Here is an 18,196-nt window from a genome sequence, read left to right as displayed (position 1 = left end):
AGCATGGTGGTGGGCCGCTTCCAGGTAATGGCGCTGCTCCAGGCTGCGAGATACTACATTCTCACCGGAGATAAAGAGAGGGCATTCTCCTTCGGGCTTAACCGGGCTATCTTCTACGCTTGGGCGAAGAGAAGAGGTGTCCCTGCAGCAGCTTCGAGGCCTCGAGCGACCGGAGCCGGAGCGGAGGTTGAGGGGGAGAGAAGCATTATCTACGTCGGAGACGAGCAAGCCTACGTCAGCCCCAACGGGTGGTTCGTGATGGGAGGGGTGGAGCAGAGGCCCGAGGACTTCGAGCGGGAGGTAGCGAGGAAGATTGAGGAGGAAGTGTCCTTCGAAGAAGCGTGGAGGCTTGCACTCGAGTATGTTGGGAGCTTCGATAAGAGGGTGCTGCTGAGCCAGAGAGACTTCTACGAGAAGGTGTACCTGCCCGTGAGAGACAGCTTCCCGGAGATCGCCCCTCGCGAGAGGAAGGGGGGACAGCTGACACTCCTCTAGAGCGCATCAGCCTCCGCCGTAGGCCTCACGGCTCGGCTCTAGCGAACCTCATCATGCACGCTAAATAACAGGAATGGGGTTAAAAAGGTCTTATCTCCTCGTCGTCCTCGTCCATCTTGAATAGGTGGAGGAAAGCACCCCAGATCAGCAGGTTCTTGGCAGCTTCCTCAGCGTTCCCGGGGTAGTACTTCTCCACAAGCTCCATGAACTCGTCGATGCTAAGCGACGCCTTCTCCCTAAGCAGGTTGACGAGCTCTCCCAAAGGCTCTATTTTGTCCACAAGCTTCCTCAACTCTCTCCTCACGCTCTTCGGGTCGCCTTTTACGATCCTCCTCCCAGCCTCCGTTATCTGCAGGTTACCGTGCTCCTGAGCTACCAGGCCTAGAGCCTCCGCGACGTCGATGGCGTGTGGGAGCATGGAAACGTTCTCGTTCAATGAGTCCCCGACGTACATGGAGTCTATGCTACCACCTAGGCTATGCAGCAGCTCGAGGAAACCCAGGAGGTGGTCGGGAGTGAGGTCATGTGGAAGTAAAACCTTCCTCCTTCTACTCGTGTCCTGTGACACCTCGCCCCATCACCGTGCCACTGTGTTAAATCTTGGGAATGGTTAATAAACTTTCCATACCTGAGCCTGCGGGGGTTACAGGCGGTCTGCATGCCAGAGTGGGCTGCACTGCTCGAGTCCAGCGCGCTCAGCTTAGCGAGAATGATCGTTGCCTACATCGTCTCGGTGACCCTTGCGGTGATGCTAGGCAGCTGGATGGCCCGCAGCAGGACTGTCGAAAGAGTGCTGCTGCCGATTCTCGACATTCTCCAGTCGATCCCCATCCTCGGTTTCTTCCCCGCGGCGCTCCTCCTCTTTGCTAGGCTCCTGCCCGGCGCGGCGGGCCTGGAGCTCGCTGCCATTTTTCTCATCACCACGAGCCTAGTGTGGAATATGATTTTCGGGGTTTACACGTCGATAAAGGCTCTGGACCCCTCGCTTTTCGAAATGGCTAGAGTTTACAGGTTGGGGAGCGCGGCCCGCTTCTTCTACGTTTACGTGCCCGCGTGCAGAGCCTCCCTGGTGGCTAACAGCCTCGTCTCCTGGGCTGGCGGCTGGTTCTTCCTTACGTCTGCCGAGGTTCTCAGCCTCGGTGAGGCGGAGTACCGCTTGAAGGGGATCGGGAGCTTCATCCTCGAGAGCTTCTCAAGAGGGGATCAGGAGAACCTCTACGCCGGGATAGTTATGCTGGTGACCGTGATCCTGGCGACCTATGCTCTCGTTTGGAACCCGGCTGCCGCGGCGACTCTGAATCTTCCGCTTCTGGGTTCGCGCAGCGTGTACAAGTACGTGCACCTCGCCGTCAGCTCCCTCTGGAGGGGGCTGACCTGGGCTGCTCTATTTCTCGAAGCTCGGTTACCGAAGGCGGCTATCCCGGGCTTGGCGAGGAAAGTGCTTGGAGCGTTTCTGGCGGGAGCCGTTCTCCTGACTTTGCTCAGAAGCTACCAGCCTCTCCCGGTCGAGAGAGTTCTGGAAACTCTCGCCGAGTTTCCCTTCGAGCTGCTCGTGAGCGTGACCCGCGTGGCAGCGATCCTCCTCATCTCGGTAACGTTCTCGCTCGGGGTAGCCTACCTTGCACATGTGAAGCCTTTTCTCAGCCAGTTTGTGAGCCTGGCGGGCGAGCTCCTCGCCTCGGTGCCTGCGGTGGTGTGGTGGCCCCTTCTGAGCGGGATCGCTCTAAGCTTCGCGTGGGGACCCTACGCGGTGATGATGGTCGTTCTGCTCCAGGGCGCCTTCTGGTACCTGTACTTCAACCTGATCATATACGGGTTGGCGAGCGTGAGGCAGGACCTGGCGGAAATGGCGGCAGTTTACCGCTTGCGCAGCGCAGTCTACTTCCGGTACTTCTTCGTGCCCAGCCTGCTGCCCTCTCTCGCGACTGGAGCGCTCAGCGCGTGGGGAGGGGCCTGGAACGCCAGCATAGTTGCAGAGTACATCAGCGCCGGCAGCATGGTGTTCGACATGGGAGGCGTGGGGAGCATGATCAGCAGGCTGGCCGAGCGGGGAGATAGCCTGGGGCTGGTTCTCACGTCTTTATCTCTTTCGCTCTTCATAGTTTTTGTTAACAAGACCCTATGGGTAAGGATTTTCAGGTTCATTGAGAAAAGGTACGGGGGCGAGTAGCTTGACTAGAGTGCTTACGCTGAACAACGTGAGGAAGACTTTCCGGGAGGACGGTAAGACCCTCGAGGTTCTCGGAGGGATAACACTGGAGATAGGCGAGGAGTTCATCTCCGTGCTCGGACCCTCCGGGTGCGGTAAAACCACCCTTCTCAGACTGATCGCGGGGCTTGAGAAAGCTGACGGCGGCGAGATAATCTTTCACACGGAGGATAAGCGCATAGGCTTCGTCTTCCAGTCTCCCACGCTCCTCCCGTGGCTCACCGTGCTGGATAACGTAGCCCTGCCCCTAGTGTCTCAGGGCGCGCGCTGGCGGGAGGCGCGCGAGAAGGCGCGCAAGTTCCTATCGCTAGTCGGGCTGCTGCCCTTTGAGGACTTCTACCCGCGGGAGCTGAGCGGGGGCATGCGGCAGAGGGTTAACATCGCGAGGGCTCTCGTAGTTGAGCCAACCCTCCTCCTGATGGATGAGCCGTTCTCGCAGCTGGACCCGCTAACCGCAGAGTCGCTGCGCACAGAGGTTCTCGACCTCTGGCTCTACGGGGTCACAACCGTCAGAGCGATAGTGATGGTCACGCATAACGTCGACGAAGCAATCCTGATGAGCGACAGGATCGTCGTGCTCACACCGAGGCCCGCGAGAGTAGCTGGGCTAATCACCGTCGACATACCGAGGCCGCGGGACAGGCGCTCTCCGCAGTTCCAGCAGTTAGAAGATAAGATCTACGAGCTCATAAGCGCGTAGCCGTTTCTAGGCGGATGGCCCACCGCAAGGGAGCAAACTTAAGGAGCAGTAGAAGTGACCAGCGGGAGCCTCTCCAGGCAGCTGAAGCGAAGGAGCGAAGCTCTGCCCCGCTAGACAGCCCTGCAGCCTGGCTCCAGGCTCACGTACTCTGTTTCGCCGTCGGGTGCCTCGACCACCAGCGCTACCCCCTTCCCGCCTCCGGGCCTGTAAGCGTTGTGCCACTCATCCACGATGTACAGCTTCCCAGGCTCCATCTCGACCTCCTTTGTGCTCACACCATCCTCGGAGAGGACGAGCACAATCCTCCCCTCAAGGAGAATGAAGAGCTCAGGGCAGCTGTGCTTCTCAAGCACTACTACCTCCTCTGCGGAAGTGTTCTCGGGGATGTAGATGCCCACCTGCCACTTGTCCCTATCCCTGAAGACGACTCTCCACCTTTCCCCAGTCTCTGCGAGAATCACCTTCATATGGCTCCCGGTGCTACTCAGTGGAGAGAATTAAAGCGTTAACTCCTCCTCGCCCTGCCCTGTAATCCCACCCTGCAGCACTGAGAGCCCTGCCTGCTCGGCAAGCTGCTTTAACTCGCCTTCGACGGCGGTTATCCTCTCGTAGAGCTCCTCAGCTGTAGCTGCGTAGATAGTGACAACGAGAGGCAACCCCTCCGCCCCCATGAAGCGGTAATCCACCCTGGCGAAAACTCCTTCAACCTTTGAGGAAAGCTTTGCGGCCACTTCACCGGCAGCCTGAGCGCTTCCAGCCAGGTAGAAAGCGAAAGTTGCCGAAAACCGCCTTCCCGTTTTTTCGCGGAAGAAGTCCTGGATTGATTTCTCGAAGCACTCGACCGCCTCGCCGAGGCTCTGCGGAAGCCCTGCGATGAACTTATCCTCGGTTAGGCTGCTCGCGACGAAAGCTGGAGCGGCTCCGCGCTCGTTCGGCACTACGTAGCTGAACTCCGGTACGAGAGCGAGGCGCTCTAAGTCCGCGGGAACTTCAAACCTATCGGAGTAGTAGTTCCTCACGTAGGTTAGCGCTTCTTCGCTCACCTCAACGCCCAGGCCGAGCGCCGACGCTATAGCCCTGACCGCGTCAGGGTTCCCCGAGGCTCCCACAACTACTAGAGCGTCGTGAGAACGATACGAGGAGGTGATCGCCGACAGATCGTCTTCGGCGCGAAGCAAGTCTACCTGCTCCACTCCAATAGCTCTAAGGTAGCCAACCAGCCAGCTCGCGGCAACCTCCGAGCTGCGCTCGCCCGGCAGCAGTACAACAGCAACTTTCAACGCCGACACCTGCTAGATTATTCCGAGCCGGGTAAGCTTCTCGACTGCTTCTTTAGGGCTGCGGTACGTGATCAGGTGGAAGTTCGGCCAGGTAATGCCTTCGATGAGAGCCGACAAGCTTGCTCTGCGCTCCTCAAGCACCAGAGCGGCAGCGGGTTTCCCTTTCAGAAGGAAGTAAGCGAGCTCGAAACCCACGCCGAGGCTCGGGTGGGAGACTTCCGCGATCATAACGTCCGCCTCCTCGAGAAGCTGCACATCTCTCTCAAATATCTCTCTGGGCGTGAGCCCTCTATCCACATCTAGCTCCTCCTCCGTTACGTGCTTAGTGAGGACCCGGTGGTTCATCTCCTCGAGGAGGCGGGCTAGCTCCCTGACGTGGTTGAGCGCTAGGCGGACACCTCTCATCGGCGCAGCCAGGTATATTCTCGCCAACCCCAGCACCTCAAGCTGGTTCCTCGCGTGCTCGGGAAAAATAGGCCCGGCGGCATCCTACATAAACTCTCGCGCGCGAGCCAGCGGTAAGGGAAGCTTCTGCGTCTCCTTAACCGTCTCGAGCACCACTGAAGTGTAAGTCCTCTCAACTCCCTGGATGCTTCTAAGCCTGCCGACAACCAGCTCGCCGAGATCGTCGACGGAGCCTACGCGCACTTTTACGAGGATATCCCACTCGCCAGTGATGATGTGAACCTCCTGAACCTCCGGTATCTTCGCGATCTGCTCAGCCACCTTCCTCTGGTCCAAGCCCTGCTCTCGAGAAAAGGATACGAAGATGAACGCGGTAGTCGTGAAACCGAGCTTCCTCGCATCGAGAATTGCGCGGTAAGCTCGTATGTAGCCTTCTTTCTCGAGCTTCTTGAGCCGAGCGTGCGTGGTAGTGATGGGCGAGTTCACCTTCCTGCTTATCTCCTTCACGGTGAGGCGAGCATTCTCCTGCAGCGTGTCCAGTATGGCGAGGTCCTTCTCGTCGAGCATAGCACCACTCTAGAAACCTCTGAAAATTATACTTTTCTCTGCTCTAAAAAATAGAATAGGTTTCTGAAATCCCGCGAAAGCTTGTATGATTTTCCTTGAGAAGGCGGAGATCCGCAAGCCTAGAACGGGGCTGTCTCCTCTAGAACCCTGGATACTTGAGAGTAGAAGCTCGACTTCTTACGCTTGCTCTGCCGCCTTTTAAGAATCCTCCTAGCTTCTTTTAGCGCTTGCTCCGCCGCCCTGTACTCTGCCTCCTCCTCCAGTACTCGGATAAACCGCTTCAAGATTCTGAGAGCGTTCAGCACGGTGAGGTTCTCGCTTAGGCGGAGGGTAAAGGACAGCGTGAAGAGCTCGTCTGCGAGCTCCGCCTCGAGGTCGTGCACCACGTTCATCCTCTCCAGCTCTCGCAGAAGGTCGGCTAGAGAGTTCACGTAAGTGAAGAAGCCTATAGCTCCCTCCCAGTCCTGCGGCCACTCGTTCATCTCGAGGATTGCGAACCCTTTACCCACTTTCACCTCGAAGGATGCCCGCTTACCCAAGCCGATGCTGTAGATGATATTTCTCTCAACCCCCTCAACAGGCTGTATGAGAACCTCCTCAGGTATCTCCCCTAGCTTCAAGCGCCTGAGCCTCCAGAGGGGGACTGGCGCGAAGTCCCCTACGCCCTCAAACACGTTACCGTCTACCTCGAGATACTCAAGCTCCCCACTCTCCGAGAAGAAGGCCTTAACCCTCTTCCCGGCGACCAACCTAGAGTACTCACCAGCCCTAGCCACTTAGCTCAACCGCCTCGAGCACCTAGCCGATTAATCCCTTTCGCTGAAAGAAGCATATATGACGCCGCCGCTCTACGGCTGTGGCTGCGGGTGCCTTGAGAGCGGTTCTCTTCGACGTGGGAGGCACAATAGTTTACGATAGAGGGTTTGCCAGGGTGCTTTCGGAGAAAATCTCCGCGGTAGTGGAAACGCACACGGGTTTGAGAGCCCACCCCCAAACCGTCTCAGAGCTCTGGGAGCGGGCCGGGCAGCTGTACGGCAGCGTGGAGCTCTGGGACCTCGCGAGGGTAATGCTCCTGCTCCGCCAGCTGGGAATACTTCCTAGCCTGAGGCTCGCAGAGCAGGTGTATGCGGCGGTGCTTGAAGCGTACATCGAAGGGTTCGACGTCGAGCCTTCCGCTCAGCCTGTGATGCGCGCGCTAAAAGATATGGGCTTGAAGCTGGGGATCCTAACCAACGTGGGCAGCTACGATGCGACCAAGCTTAGGCTGCAGTTCTCGGGCCTCCTCGAGTTCGTGGATGTTGTGGTGGCTTCCCAGGCTTTCCCCTGGCGGAAGCCGTCCCGCGAGATCTTCGAAGTTTCTTGCTTTCTTCTCGGCGTAGCCCCGGCTGAGGCTGTATACGTGGGGGATGATGCGCAGGTGGATATCGCTGGGGCTAAGGCCGCGGGACTCAAAGCTGTACAGGTTCTGAAGTACGCGAAAGAGAAGAGTCCACTGGCGGACGCCTGGATCTCGACGCTCGAAGAGCTACCCCAAGCGGTGGAAGAACTCCTCAGGCAGGAGAGAACGTTCCCCGGAAGCTAGAAGAGAGTAGTAGGGACTGGATAGGACTCCGAGGAAGCCTCTGAGCGGCGCCCCGAACCCCTCTCCAAAGACGATGATGGCCGCGCTGTAGCTTCGCGGAGCCAGCCTGGAGATGCTGGAGCAGAGGTCCCTTAGGTAGTCGCAGAGATCCTCCCCTCCTGGAGGAAGCCTCAGAGCCCTGCCCTCTCTCAAAGCGATAATCGCGCCGGCCGCGCCCTCCCTCACGGCAGCGTCCCTGAGCTTTAGGACGTGGCTCCCAGGATTCCTAGCCGAGCCTAGAAGCGCGATCAGGGCTAGCCCTCCCTCGAGCTCGCTTACCCTGGCGAGCACCAGCCTCTTGACGCCCATCCTCCCGAGGAAGTCCTCCACGTAAGCGGTTCCACGCCGCGTGATGCGCGATCCTGCCCGAATCTTCTCGACGAGACCCGCTCCGCTCAGCCGCTGGAGAATCCTCCTTACCGTGCCCTCGCCCAGCCTCAGGTCTTCGGCGATTCGCGCCCTCCCCGCAAAAGTCCCTACTAAGTAGAGGTAAAGAAGAACCAGCGATTCCTCAGAAGCGCCAGTGCTCATACCTCCACACGATTACATCGCCGCTCGAAAGCTTATACTTGTCTGCAGCAACAGGGCCCATGACCAGCTGCCCTTTGCTCGCGTCGAAGTAGTACCAGAGCCAGCTGTACCCCTCGTTCTTCGAGAGGATCCTCTCGGCTACACCGTTCACGGAAGTAACGTACACGCCCATCGGGGAAACCTGGTACTCGACAGAAGCTACCGAGAGCAGTGCGGAGAACACCGTAGCGCCCCGCGGCAGCAGAGTACCGTTATACCACACTACGGTGCCGTTCCCATAATCGATTCCCAGGTTTACAACCACAGCATTGCCTAGAAGCGTCCTGCTCGCTTCGAGCTCCCTCTCCAGCCTGGCATTCTCGAGGTATAGGTAAGCAGCTGCAGACGTCGCGGCGACCGCCCACACGAGTAGCGCGGCGACCACTAGCTTCTCGGTAGCTGTCCGCGCGCTCACGAAGCTTTCGGATAAAATTCCAATATTTTAGTTTTTCTCTATCTCCTTCCCAAAGATCTTTCTCAGCCTATCGGCGAGAAGCACCGATAGCAACGCTGTCGTAAACTCGGTGAGCGGGCCCACTCCGATGAGGTAGCCCCCCATCACGGGAAGGAACAAGCCCACAACGCCCACTATGAGAGCCTGAACCAGAGGTACTCCGAAGAAGATGTAGAGCAGCACTGAGCTACTCACGTCGAAGAGGAAGCATAGTAGGAAAGCCAGGGCAAAGCGGTGCTCGAAGGTTCTAATCAAATTCGAAGCAGCGCCGAAAGCGGCCGCCGCTAAACCTCCGAGAACCATGTTAGTGATAGTCCACACGCCAGGGAGAATGAACAGGTCCGATAGAAGGTAGATTAGCGCTGTGGTGAGAAAACCCGAGCGGGGGCCCGCGAAGAACGCTGCGAGAAAACCGAAAAGCAGAGGAATGTTCACGAACTGCACGCTCGTGGCAAGGTTTTTCGCAACTCTCAAAGCCAGCCCGAGTGCTGTGAACGTAGAGATCAGGGCAACGCTCTTAGAGCCTAACCGCACGCGTCTACCGGTTTTGCATCCAATACAAAAACTTTTTCTAGCCCTATCCTCCGCGGAGCCACTCAAGTATCCGGAGAAAGTCCTCCCTCGTAATGCAGGCGTTGACATCTATGCAGCCTTCCAGAAGCAGGCCCCTGCCCGCGAGATCGTTCCAGAAGATGAACGTCGGTGTCCCCGTGAAGCCCGCGCCCTGCAGGCTTCTAGACCTGGCGAGCACCTCGCTCTCCAGTCTTCTACTGCAAGCTAGTGACGCGTTCACAACATCCTGGGGCACTCTGATCCTAGCAAAGCTCACAGCATCCTCTAGAGTAACCTGCTTCCCGGAGAGTAGAGCTCTGTAGAGCTCCCGCGTCAAGTCAAAGTACAGGTCAGCGCTGCCCGTCAGGTTGAACAGGCATCGAGCGAAGGCGTGAACGGGAGCTACCTCGGCGTGGACCACTAGATCTAGGAAAACGACTCTGAGTCTCCCTTCTCGAGCGAGCTCGGAGAGGAGCTCCCCACTGCTGTTGATGAACTTCGCGCAGAAGGGGCAGTGGTAGTCCTCGAGGAGGTAGAGGGTTACTGTTCCCGCACCGAAGGGTACGCCGTCCTCTAAGCCTGAAAGAGGGTTGCTTTTAACCTCATAGGCAAGAACTCCCAGGTACTGAAGCATGGCGCGCTGGAACCTCTCCGCGAGCGCGTACGCTCCGGGCGCGACCTCGACGATGTAGGGTGCTCCTAGCGTGAGATTGTAGGAGCTTTTCACGACGATGCCCGGGAGGAAGCTTAGCCGCGAAGCTAGCTCTGCGTCATGCGAGCTTGAAACCTGCGTTACGTTGACGACGAATAACCAGCTAAGGAACTCTTTCGCCTGCTGCAGGGTGCTTACCGAGATGTTCGCGAAGGGCGCTGCGCTCGGGACGAGTACAGCCTCCCCAGCGTAGCTGAAGAGAGCGACTCCCATCTGGTGGGCCAGCATAAGGGAAACGAGCGGGTAGAGCTCCCTGTACCCGTCCAAGGTTCTGGAAACGTACTCGGGAGGCACGCTCACGTCGCCGCGGATTAGAATGGCTGGGTACACCTGAAGTTTCCACGGAAAGCTCTGCGCGGGTAAAGTGCACATTGGCACGTTCACGATGTTCACTCCCCGCTGCTGCAGCATCATCTTGAGGTCTGCCACGATCGTGTCCGCAAATTTCTTCTGCTCCTCTGTTGCGTAAATGTACACCACGGCCTGGTCGGGGCACGCCTGAGGCTGGATGGGGGTACTGGCAGGCCTGTAGAAGACGAGCAGCAGAACTACCGCAACCGCGGCAGCGGTAGCGAGCGCAACTATCACGGTCCTCTTCAGCTCCATAACCAGCCTAACAGCGCGCCTGCACATAAATCTGCTCGTTTCGGAGAAAGGATTTTTAGTAGGAAAATCCGGCAACTCTTTTACGTGAGACAAAGTCTGCTCTCGGAGCGAGTGCAGAAACTTGATTATCCTATAAGGAAGTTTAACGCCATAGCGCGGGAGCTGGAGGAGAAGGGCGAGAAAGTAATCTACCTCAACATCGGCGACCCGCTCAAGTACGACTTCGAGACACCGAAAGAGCTTGTAGACGAAGCGTACAAGGCGATGCTGGAGGGACACAACTACTACGCTTCTTCAGACGGGGTCAAGGAGCTTAGGGAAGCTATAGCCGAGAAGGAAAGGACTTGGAACGGCGTGAAGGTAAACCCCTCCAATATTCTGGTCACGTCGGGGGTCAGCGAGGCGCTGAACGCTCTGTACGCTGCTCTCGTCAACGAGGGGGACGAGGTCCTGATCCCCGACCCCAGCTACCCCCTCTACATAAACTTCGCGGACTTCTACGGAGCGAGGAAAATCTTCTACGCGACGATCGAGAGCGAGGGCTGGATCCCCGACGTGGACGACATAAGGAGGAAAATCTCGAAGAAGACGAAGTTCATCATCGTTAACAACCCTCACAACCCCACGGGGGCTGTCTACCCGGCGAAAATTCTACGGGAAATCATCGACGTGGCAGCAGAGCACGAGGTCCCCGTAGTGACCGACGAGATCTACGACGCGTTAACCTTCGAGGGAGAGTTCAAGAGCGTCGGCGCCCTCGCGGGAAGCGATAACCTCGTCATTGGGCTGAACGGATTCTCGAAAACATTCCTGGCAACCGGCTGGAGGCTCGGGTACATCTACCTCCTCGGCCCGGAAGAACACCTCTCCGAGTTGAGGAAAGGGATCCTAAACTTTCTGATGACAAGGCTCTCCGCGGTCACGCCGCTGCAGGTCGCGCTGGCCCGCTTTGCGGCAAAGAGGCCGAATTTCCTGGAAGGGGTGAAGAGGAAGCTCGACGAGAGGAGGAAGTACGCGTCTAAGAGGTTGAACGAGCTTCACGGAGTTTCCATGCCGATTGCACCCAAGGGGGCTTTCTACGCGTTTCCCCGCCTGAGCACCCACCTGAGCGATGAGGAGTTCGCGAGAAGGCTGCTCCTGGAGGAAAAGGTCTTCGTCGTCTACGGCTCGGGCTTCGGCCCGCTGGGCTCCGACCACATGAGAATCGTGTACCTTCCGCCGATAGAGGTCCTCGAGGAGGCGTTCACGAGAATCGAGCGATTCGTGAGGAAGCACTCAAGATAGTTTAGGGCAGCGTCGCCACCCCTCTGGCTTTCGCGATCTCTTTCAGCTCCTCGTCGTAGGTCACTAGAACCGCCCCAAGCCTTTGAGCGAGCACTAGGAGGATGTAGTCGTTAACCATGTACGGCTCGGCACCATCTTCGCGCATCATCTCGAGGGCTCTCAGGAACACTTCGCTGTTCTCGCTAACGTATATGAAGCGGGCGTCGCCAAAGTACTCTTCGAGCTTCTCTCTCACGATCTCCGGGCTCTGCCTGAACTTAACCAGGAGGAGCCACAAGTACTCGTGGACGACTATGGAGGGAAGGTACACTTTATTCGCCTCGTCGAGCATCTCGGCAGCCTCCGCGTGCTTCTCGCTATCCTCGAACGTGTCGTGGAGGAGGACGTCCGTGTCCACGAGAATCTTATCGAGGCCCCCTAGCTCTCCCATCGCGCCGCCACCACCTCGTCGAGTGCCTCGCGGATCATCTGCTCCATCTCCTCGGTGGAGACCTGCCTCCCGAGCCTGAGCGGGCTTCTGCTAGCTTTGAACCTTATAGCTATTCCGGAACCCTCCCTGTAGATCACCGCGTAGGTTCCCGGCTCCACGCCCAGCTCCCGCAGGAGAGCCCTGGGAAGCTTGACGGCGCCGTCCTCGCCTACCCTGACGATAAACCTCCTTTTCGCCACCACATGCTCTTCGAAGCTCCCAAGTATAAAAGACTTCTCAGCGAAGCAAAGTTAAGTAAGTCAACGCCACGACTCAAGCGAGGAAACGTGGAAGGCGTACGCTCAGTAGTCCAGGAGGGTGTGAAGTTCACGCTCGTCGAGGACTTCCGCCTCCTAGGCCGCGTGCTCGCAGCACAGGACCAGAGCGGCCGCTGGGACGTTCTCGCCGTAGACGAGTACATGACTGCCGAGATAGCGTGCTTCGGAAACCAAATCCACCTAGCTATGCTCGCGGAGCTTGAAGCAAGCCAAGTGCCTCCGGCAGCCCAAGAGGACCCTGACCTCGAGGTGGAGTTTGAGAACAACAAGCTTAGGATAAAATACCACGGGACCTACGAGAACACTGGAAGGTCCGCTCTCGTGGCAGTCGTCAATAGGATAAACATGTTCAGAAGACTTCTGGGCAAGCTGCTCGTGGAGCTGAAAGGCGGCATATAATCAACTAACTACGCCGAAAGTTTCACGCTGGTATCCCAGATTCATTTTGGCGAGAAGAGCTAAAACCTCTTTTCTGTATTCTCGAGAAAATTTTGAACGGGTGAAACTAAAAAGGAGGCAAATGCCGGCTGGGGAGCGTGGCTAGAGTGAGATACTCGCGGAGACTAGACCTAGAGGAGCTCGTCTACGAGCTTGTCGACAGTCTAGGCCTCTCGTGGGTGAGGAAGGAGTCGGTTAGGGTGGTTGAGAGCCGTGGTTCGAAGAGCCGAGCGTACGCCCGCATCTTCGGTCTTCCGAAAGCCTTCCAGACGGCGTACAGCCTGCCTCCACTCTACGTCATCGAGGTTATCGGCGAGAACTTCAGCAGGCTTAGCGGAGAGGAGCAGGTGATGGTCCTAATTCACGAGCTGATGCACCTTCCTAAGAGGTTCGGCGGCGGGCTGCGCCCCCACGGCCCCCTAACGAGCGACGAGAAGATTTCCGAGCTTTACCGAATCTTCCTCGAGCGTTCCGGGAGACGCGAGCAGCCTTAGAGCTGGTCGAGGCGCGAGGCCACGGTTAGGCGGATGCTTGGGAGGGGGGAGGCCACGTCCCGTGATCCCTGTAGTACTGGAGGAGGCGGCTCGAAAGCCACTCGAAGCTCTTCCTCTCGGTGAGGATAAGCTCCTCGATTTCCGCGTCACCTGAAGCGCAGAGAACCTCGTAGGGCAGCGTCTGAGCCGCGCAGGGGGGCTGCGCTAAAACGGCCGCTAGCTCTTCACCTATCAACGCCTCGTAGAAGTAAGGTGCTTCCACGAGTGCTCTCGCCACCCTCCTCGACCCCTTACCCCTGAGCAGGTAGATTCTCTCGGGACACGAGCTGCCAGGCAGCTTGAAGCGGACAACGTTTCCGCCCCAAAGCGGCACGACATGCATTCTAAAGTGGTAGCTTATCAGCTGCCTGCTGAGTAGCGGCCCGTGGACTCCCTTTAGCCGGGATAAGGCTGGGCTCAGCTTCGCGTAAGCGTTATTCATCTTCACACTGAGAATCAGGAGATCTACCCAGTCGACCCACCTCCTCTCCTCTACCTGAGCGGTCTCCAACCGCGCGGTGACAACCTCCTCAACTCGAGAATGATCCGGAACCACCACGCCTAGCCCCGGCTCGTAGCCGGTCAGCCTGCCGTTAGGGTCCCAGTACCGGAGCTCTACGCCTATGACCTCGACGAGGGGTTTGCGCCCCAGCTCGGCAAGGTAGTCGTCCACGTAGGGCTCGGGGACGAGCGCGAAGAAGCCGTGAAGCTTCACTTTCCCGAGACCCTTGAACGCGTAGACTGTGTAGGGAGGGGGTTCGAGCTGGAGGTCGCCTTCGTACACCAGCAGGAGAGGCTTCGCGCCCAGCACGCCCAAGCGGGGGTTGAAGGAGACCCGGATACCCCGCTCCCAGAGCCTCTTCGTTGCTTCGACGACTGTGCTGTAGGGGAGCCCGGTGGCCGCTGCCACCTTAGCCAGGTTGAGCGACTTCGGATACGCTTGAACTACTTTCCACTCGGTGGGCGATAGCTTCAGCAGCCCGTTGTGGAATAGCGCAGCCCCCGCTCCCTGCATCCCTAGAGTAAAGGGACTGGGAGCACTTTAAGAATAACGTTCGGCAAAGGGCTTCGCGCCCCGCGGAAATAGTTCATAAACTACTCCAGAAGCACTACCACGGTGTGCGATTTGGAGGGGCTACTCCAGGGGGCGGGCAGGAGCTACTACCAGAGGAGAGTGGCAGGGCTGCTAGCCCAGGTATCCCTCGAGGAAGCGCGGAAACTTGCGCTGGAGATGATTATCGCCGAGATGCACGTCAAGAGCCTGCTTAAGAGCGGCTGCTTGAGCGACCGCGAGCGGGCAGCGCTTGAGGATGCGCTGAGGGACATCGACTGCGCGAAGAACATGCTATATAGGGCTTACAGGCTAGGGCTTATCCGCGCCGGTAGAAGAAGGGGGCAGTGAGGGTGGTTGCGTGGAGATAAGCAGCGGTGTCGAGAAAGTGCTCAAAGAGGCATCTAAGAGCATGAGAAGCGGGTATGTCGACCCCCAGGAGCTGAGAAACCTGGGCATGGTCATGCTCTCCGCAGCGCTCATGAGCGGCGAGTCCTACTTCTTCACACTGAGCACCGCTCTGTACACGCTGGCTGACACGCTCAGCTCGTTCCTGAGAGTGACCTCGGTACCTTTATCTCTCGAGGTCCGGAGCAGGGCTGAGCAGCTGCTTGAAGAGGTGCGATCCTCCGTATCGCAGCACCTCGTACAAATGGCTGAAGCGGTGGTCGCCGGAGACCGCTGCAAGGCGATGGAGTGCGCGTCCGAGCTGCTAAGCATCTCTCACCGGGTAAGCTCCGTGGCCGAGAACTTCAAGAACATAGTGGCCCTGCAGCCGGCAGAGGAGGAGTAGCTTGTCCAGAGAGGTTGAGCTCAAGTTTAGGTGCGAAAACCTCGAGAGCGTACGCAGCAAGCTGGCGAGCCTGGGGGCCAGCTTCGTTAAGGTTGCCGAGCAGGTGGATATTTACTTCCAGCATCCTTGCCGCGACTTCGCGGAAAGAGACGAGGCGCTCCGCTTGAGGGTCGAGGAGGGAGGCGTTTCCGAGCTGACGTACAAGGGGCCTAGGGAGGGTGGGGTGGCGAAGGCCAGGGAGGAGCTCTCAACTACCGTGAACGATCCTGCCGCTACCGCCGAGATACTGAGGAGGCTGGGCTTCTTCGAGGTGGCGAGAGTCAGGAAGAGGAGGGAGGTGTACAGGGTCTCTGGAGTGGAAGTCGCACTGGATACCGTGGAGGGGCTCGGCAGCTTTGTGGAGCTCGAGGACAAGGGGGGAGGGGTGGCGGAGCTGAGAAAGGTGGCGGAGGAGCTGGGCGTCGGAGGGGAGCCCTTGAGGGAGACTTACCTGGAGATGCTGATGAAGGTTACCGGGCGATCGCCTTGACGAAGCTGTAGATCACTAGGCACGCTGCTACCAGGAAGGCGGCGTCGTAGAGCACGCCCGCGTTGTCGGAACCGACGAGAGGCGAGAGCAGCAGGAGCGGCAGCCTCCTCAGCGAGTAGTAAGCTACAGCTATTTCCAGTATCCTTAGAAACGACTGCACGAACGCCCCCACGATGTTCGCGTTAGCTGCGAGAGCTATAGAGATCACTGAGGATAAGGGGGCTATGAGCTGCTCAGCGCGTAAGATAAACAGCATGACGAGCGTGAGAACCACTAGATCCCCGAGGAAAACGCCGTAAGCGAGAGGTATGCGGATGAAGAGCCCTGTCGAGAAGAGGAAGAGCAGCACGGCGATTATTAGCAGAGCTGCAGTCCCTCTCACCGCTAGCGCTCGGGATGAAACCCTCTCGGCCACCATGCCTAGCACCTGAAGCCTTGCTTGAAGCCCTCAAAGTGGTTTGGCTTAAATACCTCTCGCGCGAAAGGGCCTCGTGAGCAGCGGAAGGTTCGACGTCATAGTGGTGGGTGCGGGGATAGCCGGCCTCACGGCTGCACTCTACTCCGCCAGGCAGAAGCTGTCAACGCTAGTGATCAGCGTGGATCTCGGAGGCCAACTGCTCCTAGCGGGCGAGCTGCAGAATTTCCCAGGCTTCGTGTCCATCAGCGGCGTAGAGCTCATCCGGAAGGTGGAGGAGCAGGCGCGCCTTTACGGCGCCCAGATAGTTTTCGACGAGGTAACTGGAGTGGAGGAAAGGGGCGGGGAGTTCCGCGTCACGACCTCCTCCGGTTCAACATACTCGAGTGACGCGCTGATCCTGGCTTTCGGTAAGAGCCCTAAGGAGATGGGAGTGCCCGGCGAGCGCGAGCTGAAGGGCAGGGGCGTCTCCTACTGCGTTATCTGCGACGCCCCGCTCTTCAAGGGCAAGAGGGTTGCTCTCGTGGGGTGGGGGGCCCACAACTACGAGAACGTGGTCAGGCTCAGAGACTACGCCGCTAAGGTTTACTGGGTGTTCCCCGGCGAAAAGCCCCTCGAGGACGAGGAACTGCTTCGCGAGGCGCTCAGCAAGGGGAACGTCGAGCTGGTCCCCTTCTCCACACCCGCCGAAGTGCGGGGATCCAGGCGGGTTGAAGCCTTCGTGGTCAAGGATAAGAGAACGGGGGAGCTCAGAACCCTGGAGGTCGACGGAGTCTTCGTAGAGCTTGGGTACACAACCAGGACAGATTTCCTGAAGGGCTTCGTCGAGCTGAACGAGAAGGGTGAGGTAGTCGTAGACGAGGCGTGCAGGACGAGCCGGCCGGGAGTCTTCGCGGCTGGCGACATCGCTGGTATGCCGTACAAGCAGGCGGTAATCGCAGCAGGCACGGGCGCGTGCGCTGCTCTCAGCGCGTACACGTACGTGATGGAGAAGAGGGGGAGAAAGGTAGCCTTGGCTGGCGACTGGAAGCATGTGGAGGTGCCAGGCCGGGAGCGCAGAGAGGGGGCTGGCCTCGCGCTCAAGCTCCGCTAGAACGCGAAGAACGTATCCTCCCTGAACCTGCCCCTGTACTCGCCGACAACGTTCAGCTTGTAGCCGCAGCTGGGGCACCGCATATCCTCTCCGAGATTCCACTTCGTGACGAAGAAGCCTCTTCTCTCGATAACTTTAGCACCGCAGCTGGGGCAGTAGGTGCTCTCCAGCGGGTGCCCCCAGACGTTGCCGATGTAGACGTGCTTTAAGCCCTCTTCTCGGGCGATCAACGCCATGTCCTCCAGCTGCTTCACTTCGGTCGGCGGGTAGTCGATCATCTTGTAGTGAGGGTAGAAGCGCAGAAGGTGGAAAGGTGTCTCGTCGCCAAGGTTCTCAACTACCCACCGAGCGAGCTTGCGAACCCGCTCCTCGTCGTCGCCGACCAGCGGGACGACGAGGTTAGTGATCTCGATGAAAACCCCTTTCTCCTTCATTACCTTCAACGCCTCGAAGATAGGCTCTGGGCTCGGCACGCCCATGTGCTTCCGGTAGAACTCCGGGTCACCGCCACCCTTGAAGTCGACAGTGGCTGCGTTCATGTACGGGGCGAGCTCCTCGAGAGCTTCAGGCGTGATGTAGCCGTTCGTCACCATCGTGTTGAAGAGGCCGCGCTTCCTGGCAAGCACAGCAGTATCGTACATGAACTCGTAGAAGACCGTCGGCTCGTTGTACGTGTACGATATGCCGTCAGCTCTCAGCCTGAGAGCCTCTCGGACAACCTCCTCCGGGCTAGCGTACTGGCCGTAAAGCCCTTTCTCGAGGCGGCTCTGGCTGATCTCCCAGTTCTGGCAGAACTGGCAGAAGAAGTTGCACCCCGGGGTGGAGATCGAGAAGACCGCGCTGCCCGGGTAGAAGTGCGTGAGGGGCTTCTTCTCGATGGGGTCGAGGTTAGCCGCTGTGAGCAGCCCGTAGACCAGCGTGTAGAGCTTGCCGCCAACGTTCTTCCTAACCCCGCACACCCCGAAGCGCCCCTCTGCGATCAAGCAGCGCCTACTGCAGAGATTGCACCTCGCGAAGCCCGGCCTCCCCTCCACCGGCTCCCAGTGCTTCGCGGGCCTCACGTAGGGCTTCCGGAGCAGATCGCTAACCATCCCGCGAGGTAGTGGCCGCACTGGCTTAAACGTTCTTCGCTGGGCTCCCCG

26 protein-coding genes are annotated in these 18,196 nt (G+C 58.6%); 11 read left to right on the top strand and 15 right to left on the bottom strand.

From position 1 onward, the window contains the following. The first annotated feature begins 3 nt into the window (after positions 1-3). On the top strand, positions 4-495 hold the full coding sequence (locus tag QXU72_02160) for a hypothetical protein (protein MEM0494054.1): 492 nt from the start codon (positions 4-6) through the stop codon (positions 493-495). A 79-nt stretch (positions 496-574) separates the two neighbouring features. Here the strand turns inward: QXU72_02160 and QXU72_02155 are convergent, their stop codons facing one another. Beyond that, the gene (locus tag QXU72_02155; GenBank protein ID MEM0494053.1) at positions 575-1,063 is read right to left on the bottom strand and encodes an AAA-associated domain-containing protein; all 489 of its coding nucleotides are present in this window, start codon (positions 1,061-1,063) and stop codon (positions 575-577) included. A 90-nt stretch (positions 1,064-1,153) separates the two neighbouring features. On the opposite strand from QXU72_02155, the gene QXU72_02150 reads away from it, so the two are divergent. Beyond that, positions 1,154-2,665 (top strand): ABC transporter permease subunit, encoded by a 1,512-nt coding sequence (locus tag QXU72_02150; GenBank protein MEM0494052.1) that lies wholly within the window; start codon positions 1,154-1,156, stop codon positions 2,663-2,665. Positions 2,666-2,675: 10 nt separating this feature from the next. Then, positions 2,676-3,404, top strand: coding sequence for an ABC transporter ATP-binding protein (locus QXU72_02145; GenBank protein MEM0494051.1), 729 nt, complete (start codon positions 2,676-2,678; stop codon positions 3,402-3,404). Between the two features lie 110 nt (positions 3,405-3,514). Here QXU72_02145 and QXU72_02140 read toward each other — a convergent pair whose 3' ends face one another. From QXU72_02140 to QXU72_02120, 5 genes are all read right to left on the bottom strand, one after another. Next, positions 3,515-3,871: a hypothetical protein gene (locus tag QXU72_02140; protein MEM0494050.1), complete on the bottom strand. Its 357-nt coding sequence runs from the start codon at positions 3,869-3,871 to the stop codon at positions 3,515-3,517. 30 nt (positions 3,872-3,901) lie between these two features. Next, a complete protein-coding gene (locus QXU72_02135; protein ID MEM0494049.1) occupies positions 3,902-4,684 on the bottom strand; it encodes a hypothetical protein in 783 nt (260 codons plus the stop codon). Between the two features lie 12 nt (positions 4,685-4,696). Then, a complete protein-coding gene (locus QXU72_02130; protein MEM0494048.1) occupies positions 4,697-5,116 on the bottom strand; it encodes a nucleoside 2-deoxyribosyltransferase in 420 nt (139 codons plus the stop codon). A 57-nt stretch (positions 5,117-5,173) separates the two neighbouring features. Next, entirely contained in the window at positions 5,174-5,656 is a 483-nt protein-coding gene (locus QXU72_02125; GenBank protein ID MEM0494047.1) for an Lrp/AsnC family transcriptional regulator, read from the bottom strand. A 119-nt stretch (positions 5,657-5,775) separates the two neighbouring features. Next, positions 5,776-6,432 carry a hypothetical protein gene (locus QXU72_02120; GenBank protein MEM0494046.1) on the bottom strand — a complete coding sequence of 219 codons (657 nt, stop codon included), beginning with the start codon at positions 6,430-6,432 and terminating at the stop codon, positions 5,776-5,778. An 80-nt stretch (positions 6,433-6,512) separates the two neighbouring features. Here QXU72_02120 and QXU72_02115 point away from each other — a divergent pair, with 80 nt between their 5' ends. Next, positions 6,513-7,238: an HAD family hydrolase gene (locus tag QXU72_02115; GenBank protein MEM0494045.1), complete on the top strand. Its 726-nt coding sequence runs from the start codon at positions 6,513-6,515 to the stop codon at positions 7,236-7,238. On the opposite strand, the gene QXU72_02110 is transcribed toward QXU72_02115, so the two are convergent. Genes QXU72_02110 through QXU72_02095 form a run of 4 tightly spaced genes read right to left on the bottom strand, consistent with a single transcriptional unit; the run spans position 7,182 to position 10,171 of the window. Continuing rightward, a complete protein-coding gene (locus QXU72_02110; protein MEM0494044.1) occupies positions 7,182-7,808 on the bottom strand; it encodes a DUF4443 domain-containing protein in 627 nt (208 codons plus the stop codon). The two genes, QXU72_02115 and QXU72_02110, sit on opposite strands and share 57 nt — an antisense overlap. Next, complete coding sequence (locus QXU72_02105; GenBank protein ID MEM0494043.1) at positions 7,789-8,262, bottom strand: DUF4430 domain-containing protein; 474 nt, start codon at positions 8,260-8,262, stop codon at positions 7,789-7,791. The genes QXU72_02110 and QXU72_02105 overlap by 20 nt, the downstream gene beginning before the upstream one ends. A gap of 27 nt (positions 8,263-8,289) precedes the next feature. Further along, a complete protein-coding gene (locus QXU72_02100; GenBank protein ID MEM0494042.1) occupies positions 8,290-8,835 on the bottom strand; it encodes a hypothetical protein in 546 nt (181 codons plus the stop codon). 43 nt (positions 8,836-8,878) lie between these two features. After that, the gene (locus QXU72_02095; GenBank protein ID MEM0494041.1) at positions 8,879-10,171 is read right to left on the bottom strand and encodes a thioredoxin domain-containing protein; all 1,293 of its coding nucleotides are present in this window, start codon (positions 10,169-10,171) and stop codon (positions 8,879-8,881) included. A gap of 84 nt (positions 10,172-10,255) precedes the next feature. On the opposite strand from QXU72_02095, the gene QXU72_02090 reads away from it, so the two are divergent. Continuing rightward, positions 10,256-11,455 carry an aminotransferase class I/II-fold pyridoxal phosphate-dependent enzyme gene (locus QXU72_02090; GenBank protein MEM0494040.1) on the top strand — a complete coding sequence of 400 codons (1,200 nt, stop codon included), beginning with the start codon at positions 10,256-10,258 and terminating at the stop codon, positions 11,453-11,455. A gap of 1 nt (position 11,456) precedes the next feature. Here QXU72_02090 and QXU72_02085 read toward each other — a convergent pair whose 3' ends face one another. Together QXU72_02085 and QXU72_02080 are read right to left on the bottom strand one after the other, a co-directional pair. Beyond that, on the bottom strand, positions 11,457-11,885 hold the full coding sequence (locus tag QXU72_02085; GenBank protein ID MEM0494039.1) for a PIN domain-containing protein: 429 nt from the start codon (positions 11,883-11,885) through the stop codon (positions 11,457-11,459). Then, positions 11,873-12,127, bottom strand: coding sequence for an AbrB/MazE/SpoVT family DNA-binding domain-containing protein (locus QXU72_02080; GenBank protein ID MEM0494038.1), 255 nt, complete (start codon positions 12,125-12,127; stop codon positions 11,873-11,875). Before QXU72_02080 ends, QXU72_02085 begins: the two co-directional genes overlap by 13 nt. A gap of 84 nt (positions 12,128-12,211) precedes the next feature. Between QXU72_02080 and QXU72_02075 the strand changes: the two genes are divergently transcribed. Further along, a complete protein-coding gene (locus QXU72_02075) occupies positions 12,212-12,601 on the top strand; it encodes a hypothetical protein (GenBank protein MEM0494037.1) in 390 nt (129 codons plus the stop codon). A 137-nt stretch (positions 12,602-12,738) separates the two neighbouring features. Beyond that, a complete protein-coding gene (locus tag QXU72_02070) occupies positions 12,739-13,134 on the top strand; it encodes a putative metallopeptidase (GenBank protein ID MEM0494036.1) in 396 nt (131 codons plus the stop codon). 25 nt (positions 13,135-13,159) lie between these two features. On the opposite strand, the gene QXU72_02065 is transcribed toward QXU72_02070, so the two are convergent. Further along, complete coding sequence (locus tag QXU72_02065; protein MEM0494035.1) at positions 13,160-14,188, bottom strand: hypothetical protein; 1,029 nt, start codon at positions 14,186-14,188, stop codon at positions 13,160-13,162. A gap of 102 nt (positions 14,189-14,290) precedes the next feature. Here QXU72_02065 and QXU72_02060 point away from each other — a divergent pair, with 102 nt between their 5' ends. From QXU72_02060 to cyaB, 3 genes are read left to right on the top strand one after another with little or no spacing between them, the layout of a single operon-like run. Beyond that, positions 14,291-14,575 carry a hypothetical protein gene (locus QXU72_02060; protein ID MEM0494034.1) on the top strand — a complete coding sequence of 95 codons (285 nt, stop codon included), beginning with the start codon at positions 14,291-14,293 and terminating at the stop codon, positions 14,573-14,575. Positions 14,576-14,585: 10 nt separating this feature from the next. Further along, a complete protein-coding gene (locus QXU72_02055; protein MEM0494033.1) occupies positions 14,586-15,017 on the top strand; it encodes a hypothetical protein in 432 nt (143 codons plus the stop codon). 1 nt (position 15,018) lies between these two features. Then, entirely contained in the window at positions 15,019-15,546 is a 528-nt protein-coding gene (gene cyaB, locus QXU72_02050) for a class IV adenylate cyclase (protein ID MEM0494032.1), read from the top strand. Here cyaB and QXU72_02045 read toward each other — a convergent pair. Continuing rightward, a complete protein-coding gene (locus QXU72_02045; protein MEM0494031.1) occupies positions 15,527-15,964 on the bottom strand; it encodes a hypothetical protein in 438 nt (145 codons plus the stop codon). The two genes, cyaB and QXU72_02045, sit on opposite strands and share 20 nt — an antisense overlap. 73 nt (positions 15,965-16,037) lie before the next feature. Here QXU72_02045 and QXU72_02040 point away from each other — a divergent pair, with 73 nt between their 5' ends. Continuing rightward, positions 16,038-17,054 carry an FAD-dependent oxidoreductase gene (locus tag QXU72_02040; GenBank protein ID MEM0494030.1) on the top strand — a complete coding sequence of 339 codons (1,017 nt, stop codon included), beginning with the start codon at positions 16,038-16,040 and terminating at the stop codon, positions 17,052-17,054. Here the strand turns inward: QXU72_02040 and amrS are convergent. Then, positions 17,051-18,145, bottom strand: a complete 1,095-nt coding sequence (gene amrS, locus QXU72_02035) for an AmmeMemoRadiSam system radical SAM enzyme (GenBank protein ID MEM0494029.1) — start codon at positions 18,143-18,145, stop codon at positions 17,051-17,053. The two genes, QXU72_02040 and amrS, sit on opposite strands and share 4 nt — an antisense overlap. Positions 18,146-18,196 lie beyond the last annotated feature (51 nt).

This window comes from Thermofilum sp., from assembly GCA_038741495.1.
Lineage (GTDB): Archaea > Thermoproteota > Thermoprotei > Thermofilales > Thermofilaceae > Thermofilum.
This window is presented reverse-complemented; position numbering and strand designations above follow the sequence as displayed.

What these genes read in the sequence shown, in the direction of transcription:
- QXU72_02160 (MEM0494054.1), top strand. Translation starts at nt 4, where the DNA reads ATGGTGGTGGGCCGCTTCCAGGTAATGGCGCTGCTCCAGGCTGCGAGA.
- QXU72_02150 (MEM0494052.1), top strand. Translation starts at nt 1,154, where the DNA reads ATGCCAGAGTGGGCTGCACTGCTCGAGTCCAGCGCGCTCAGCTTAGCG.
- QXU72_02140 (MEM0494050.1), bottom strand. Translation starts at nt 3,871, where the DNA reads ATGAAGGTGATTCTCGCAGAGACTGGGGAAAGGTGGAGAGTCGTCTTC.
- QXU72_02125 (MEM0494047.1), bottom strand. Translation starts at nt 5,656, where the DNA reads ATGCTCGACGAGAAGGACCTCGCCATACTGGACACGCTGCAGGAGAAT.
- QXU72_02110 (MEM0494044.1), bottom strand. Translation starts at nt 7,808, where the DNA reads ATGAGCACTGGCGCTTCTGAGGAATCGCTGGTTCTTCTTTACCTCTAC.
- QXU72_02095 (MEM0494041.1), bottom strand. Translation starts at nt 10,171, where the DNA reads ATGGAGCTGAAGAGGACCGTGATAGTTGCGCTCGCTACCGCTGCCGCG.
- QXU72_02085 (MEM0494039.1), bottom strand. Translation starts at nt 11,885, where the DNA reads ATGGGAGAGCTAGGGGGCCTCGATAAGATTCTCGTGGACACGGACGTC.
- QXU72_02065 (MEM0494035.1), bottom strand. Translation starts at nt 14,188, where the DNA reads ATGCAGGGAGCGGGGGCTGCGCTATTCCACAACGGGCTGCTGAAGCTA.
- QXU72_02045 (MEM0494031.1), bottom strand. Translation starts at nt 15,964, where the DNA reads ATGGTGGCCGAGAGGGTTTCATCCCGAGCGCTAGCGGTGAGAGGGACT.
- amrS (MEM0494029.1), bottom strand. Translation starts at nt 18,145, where the DNA reads ATGGTTAGCGATCTGCTCCGGAAGCCCTACGTGAGGCCCGCGAAGCAC.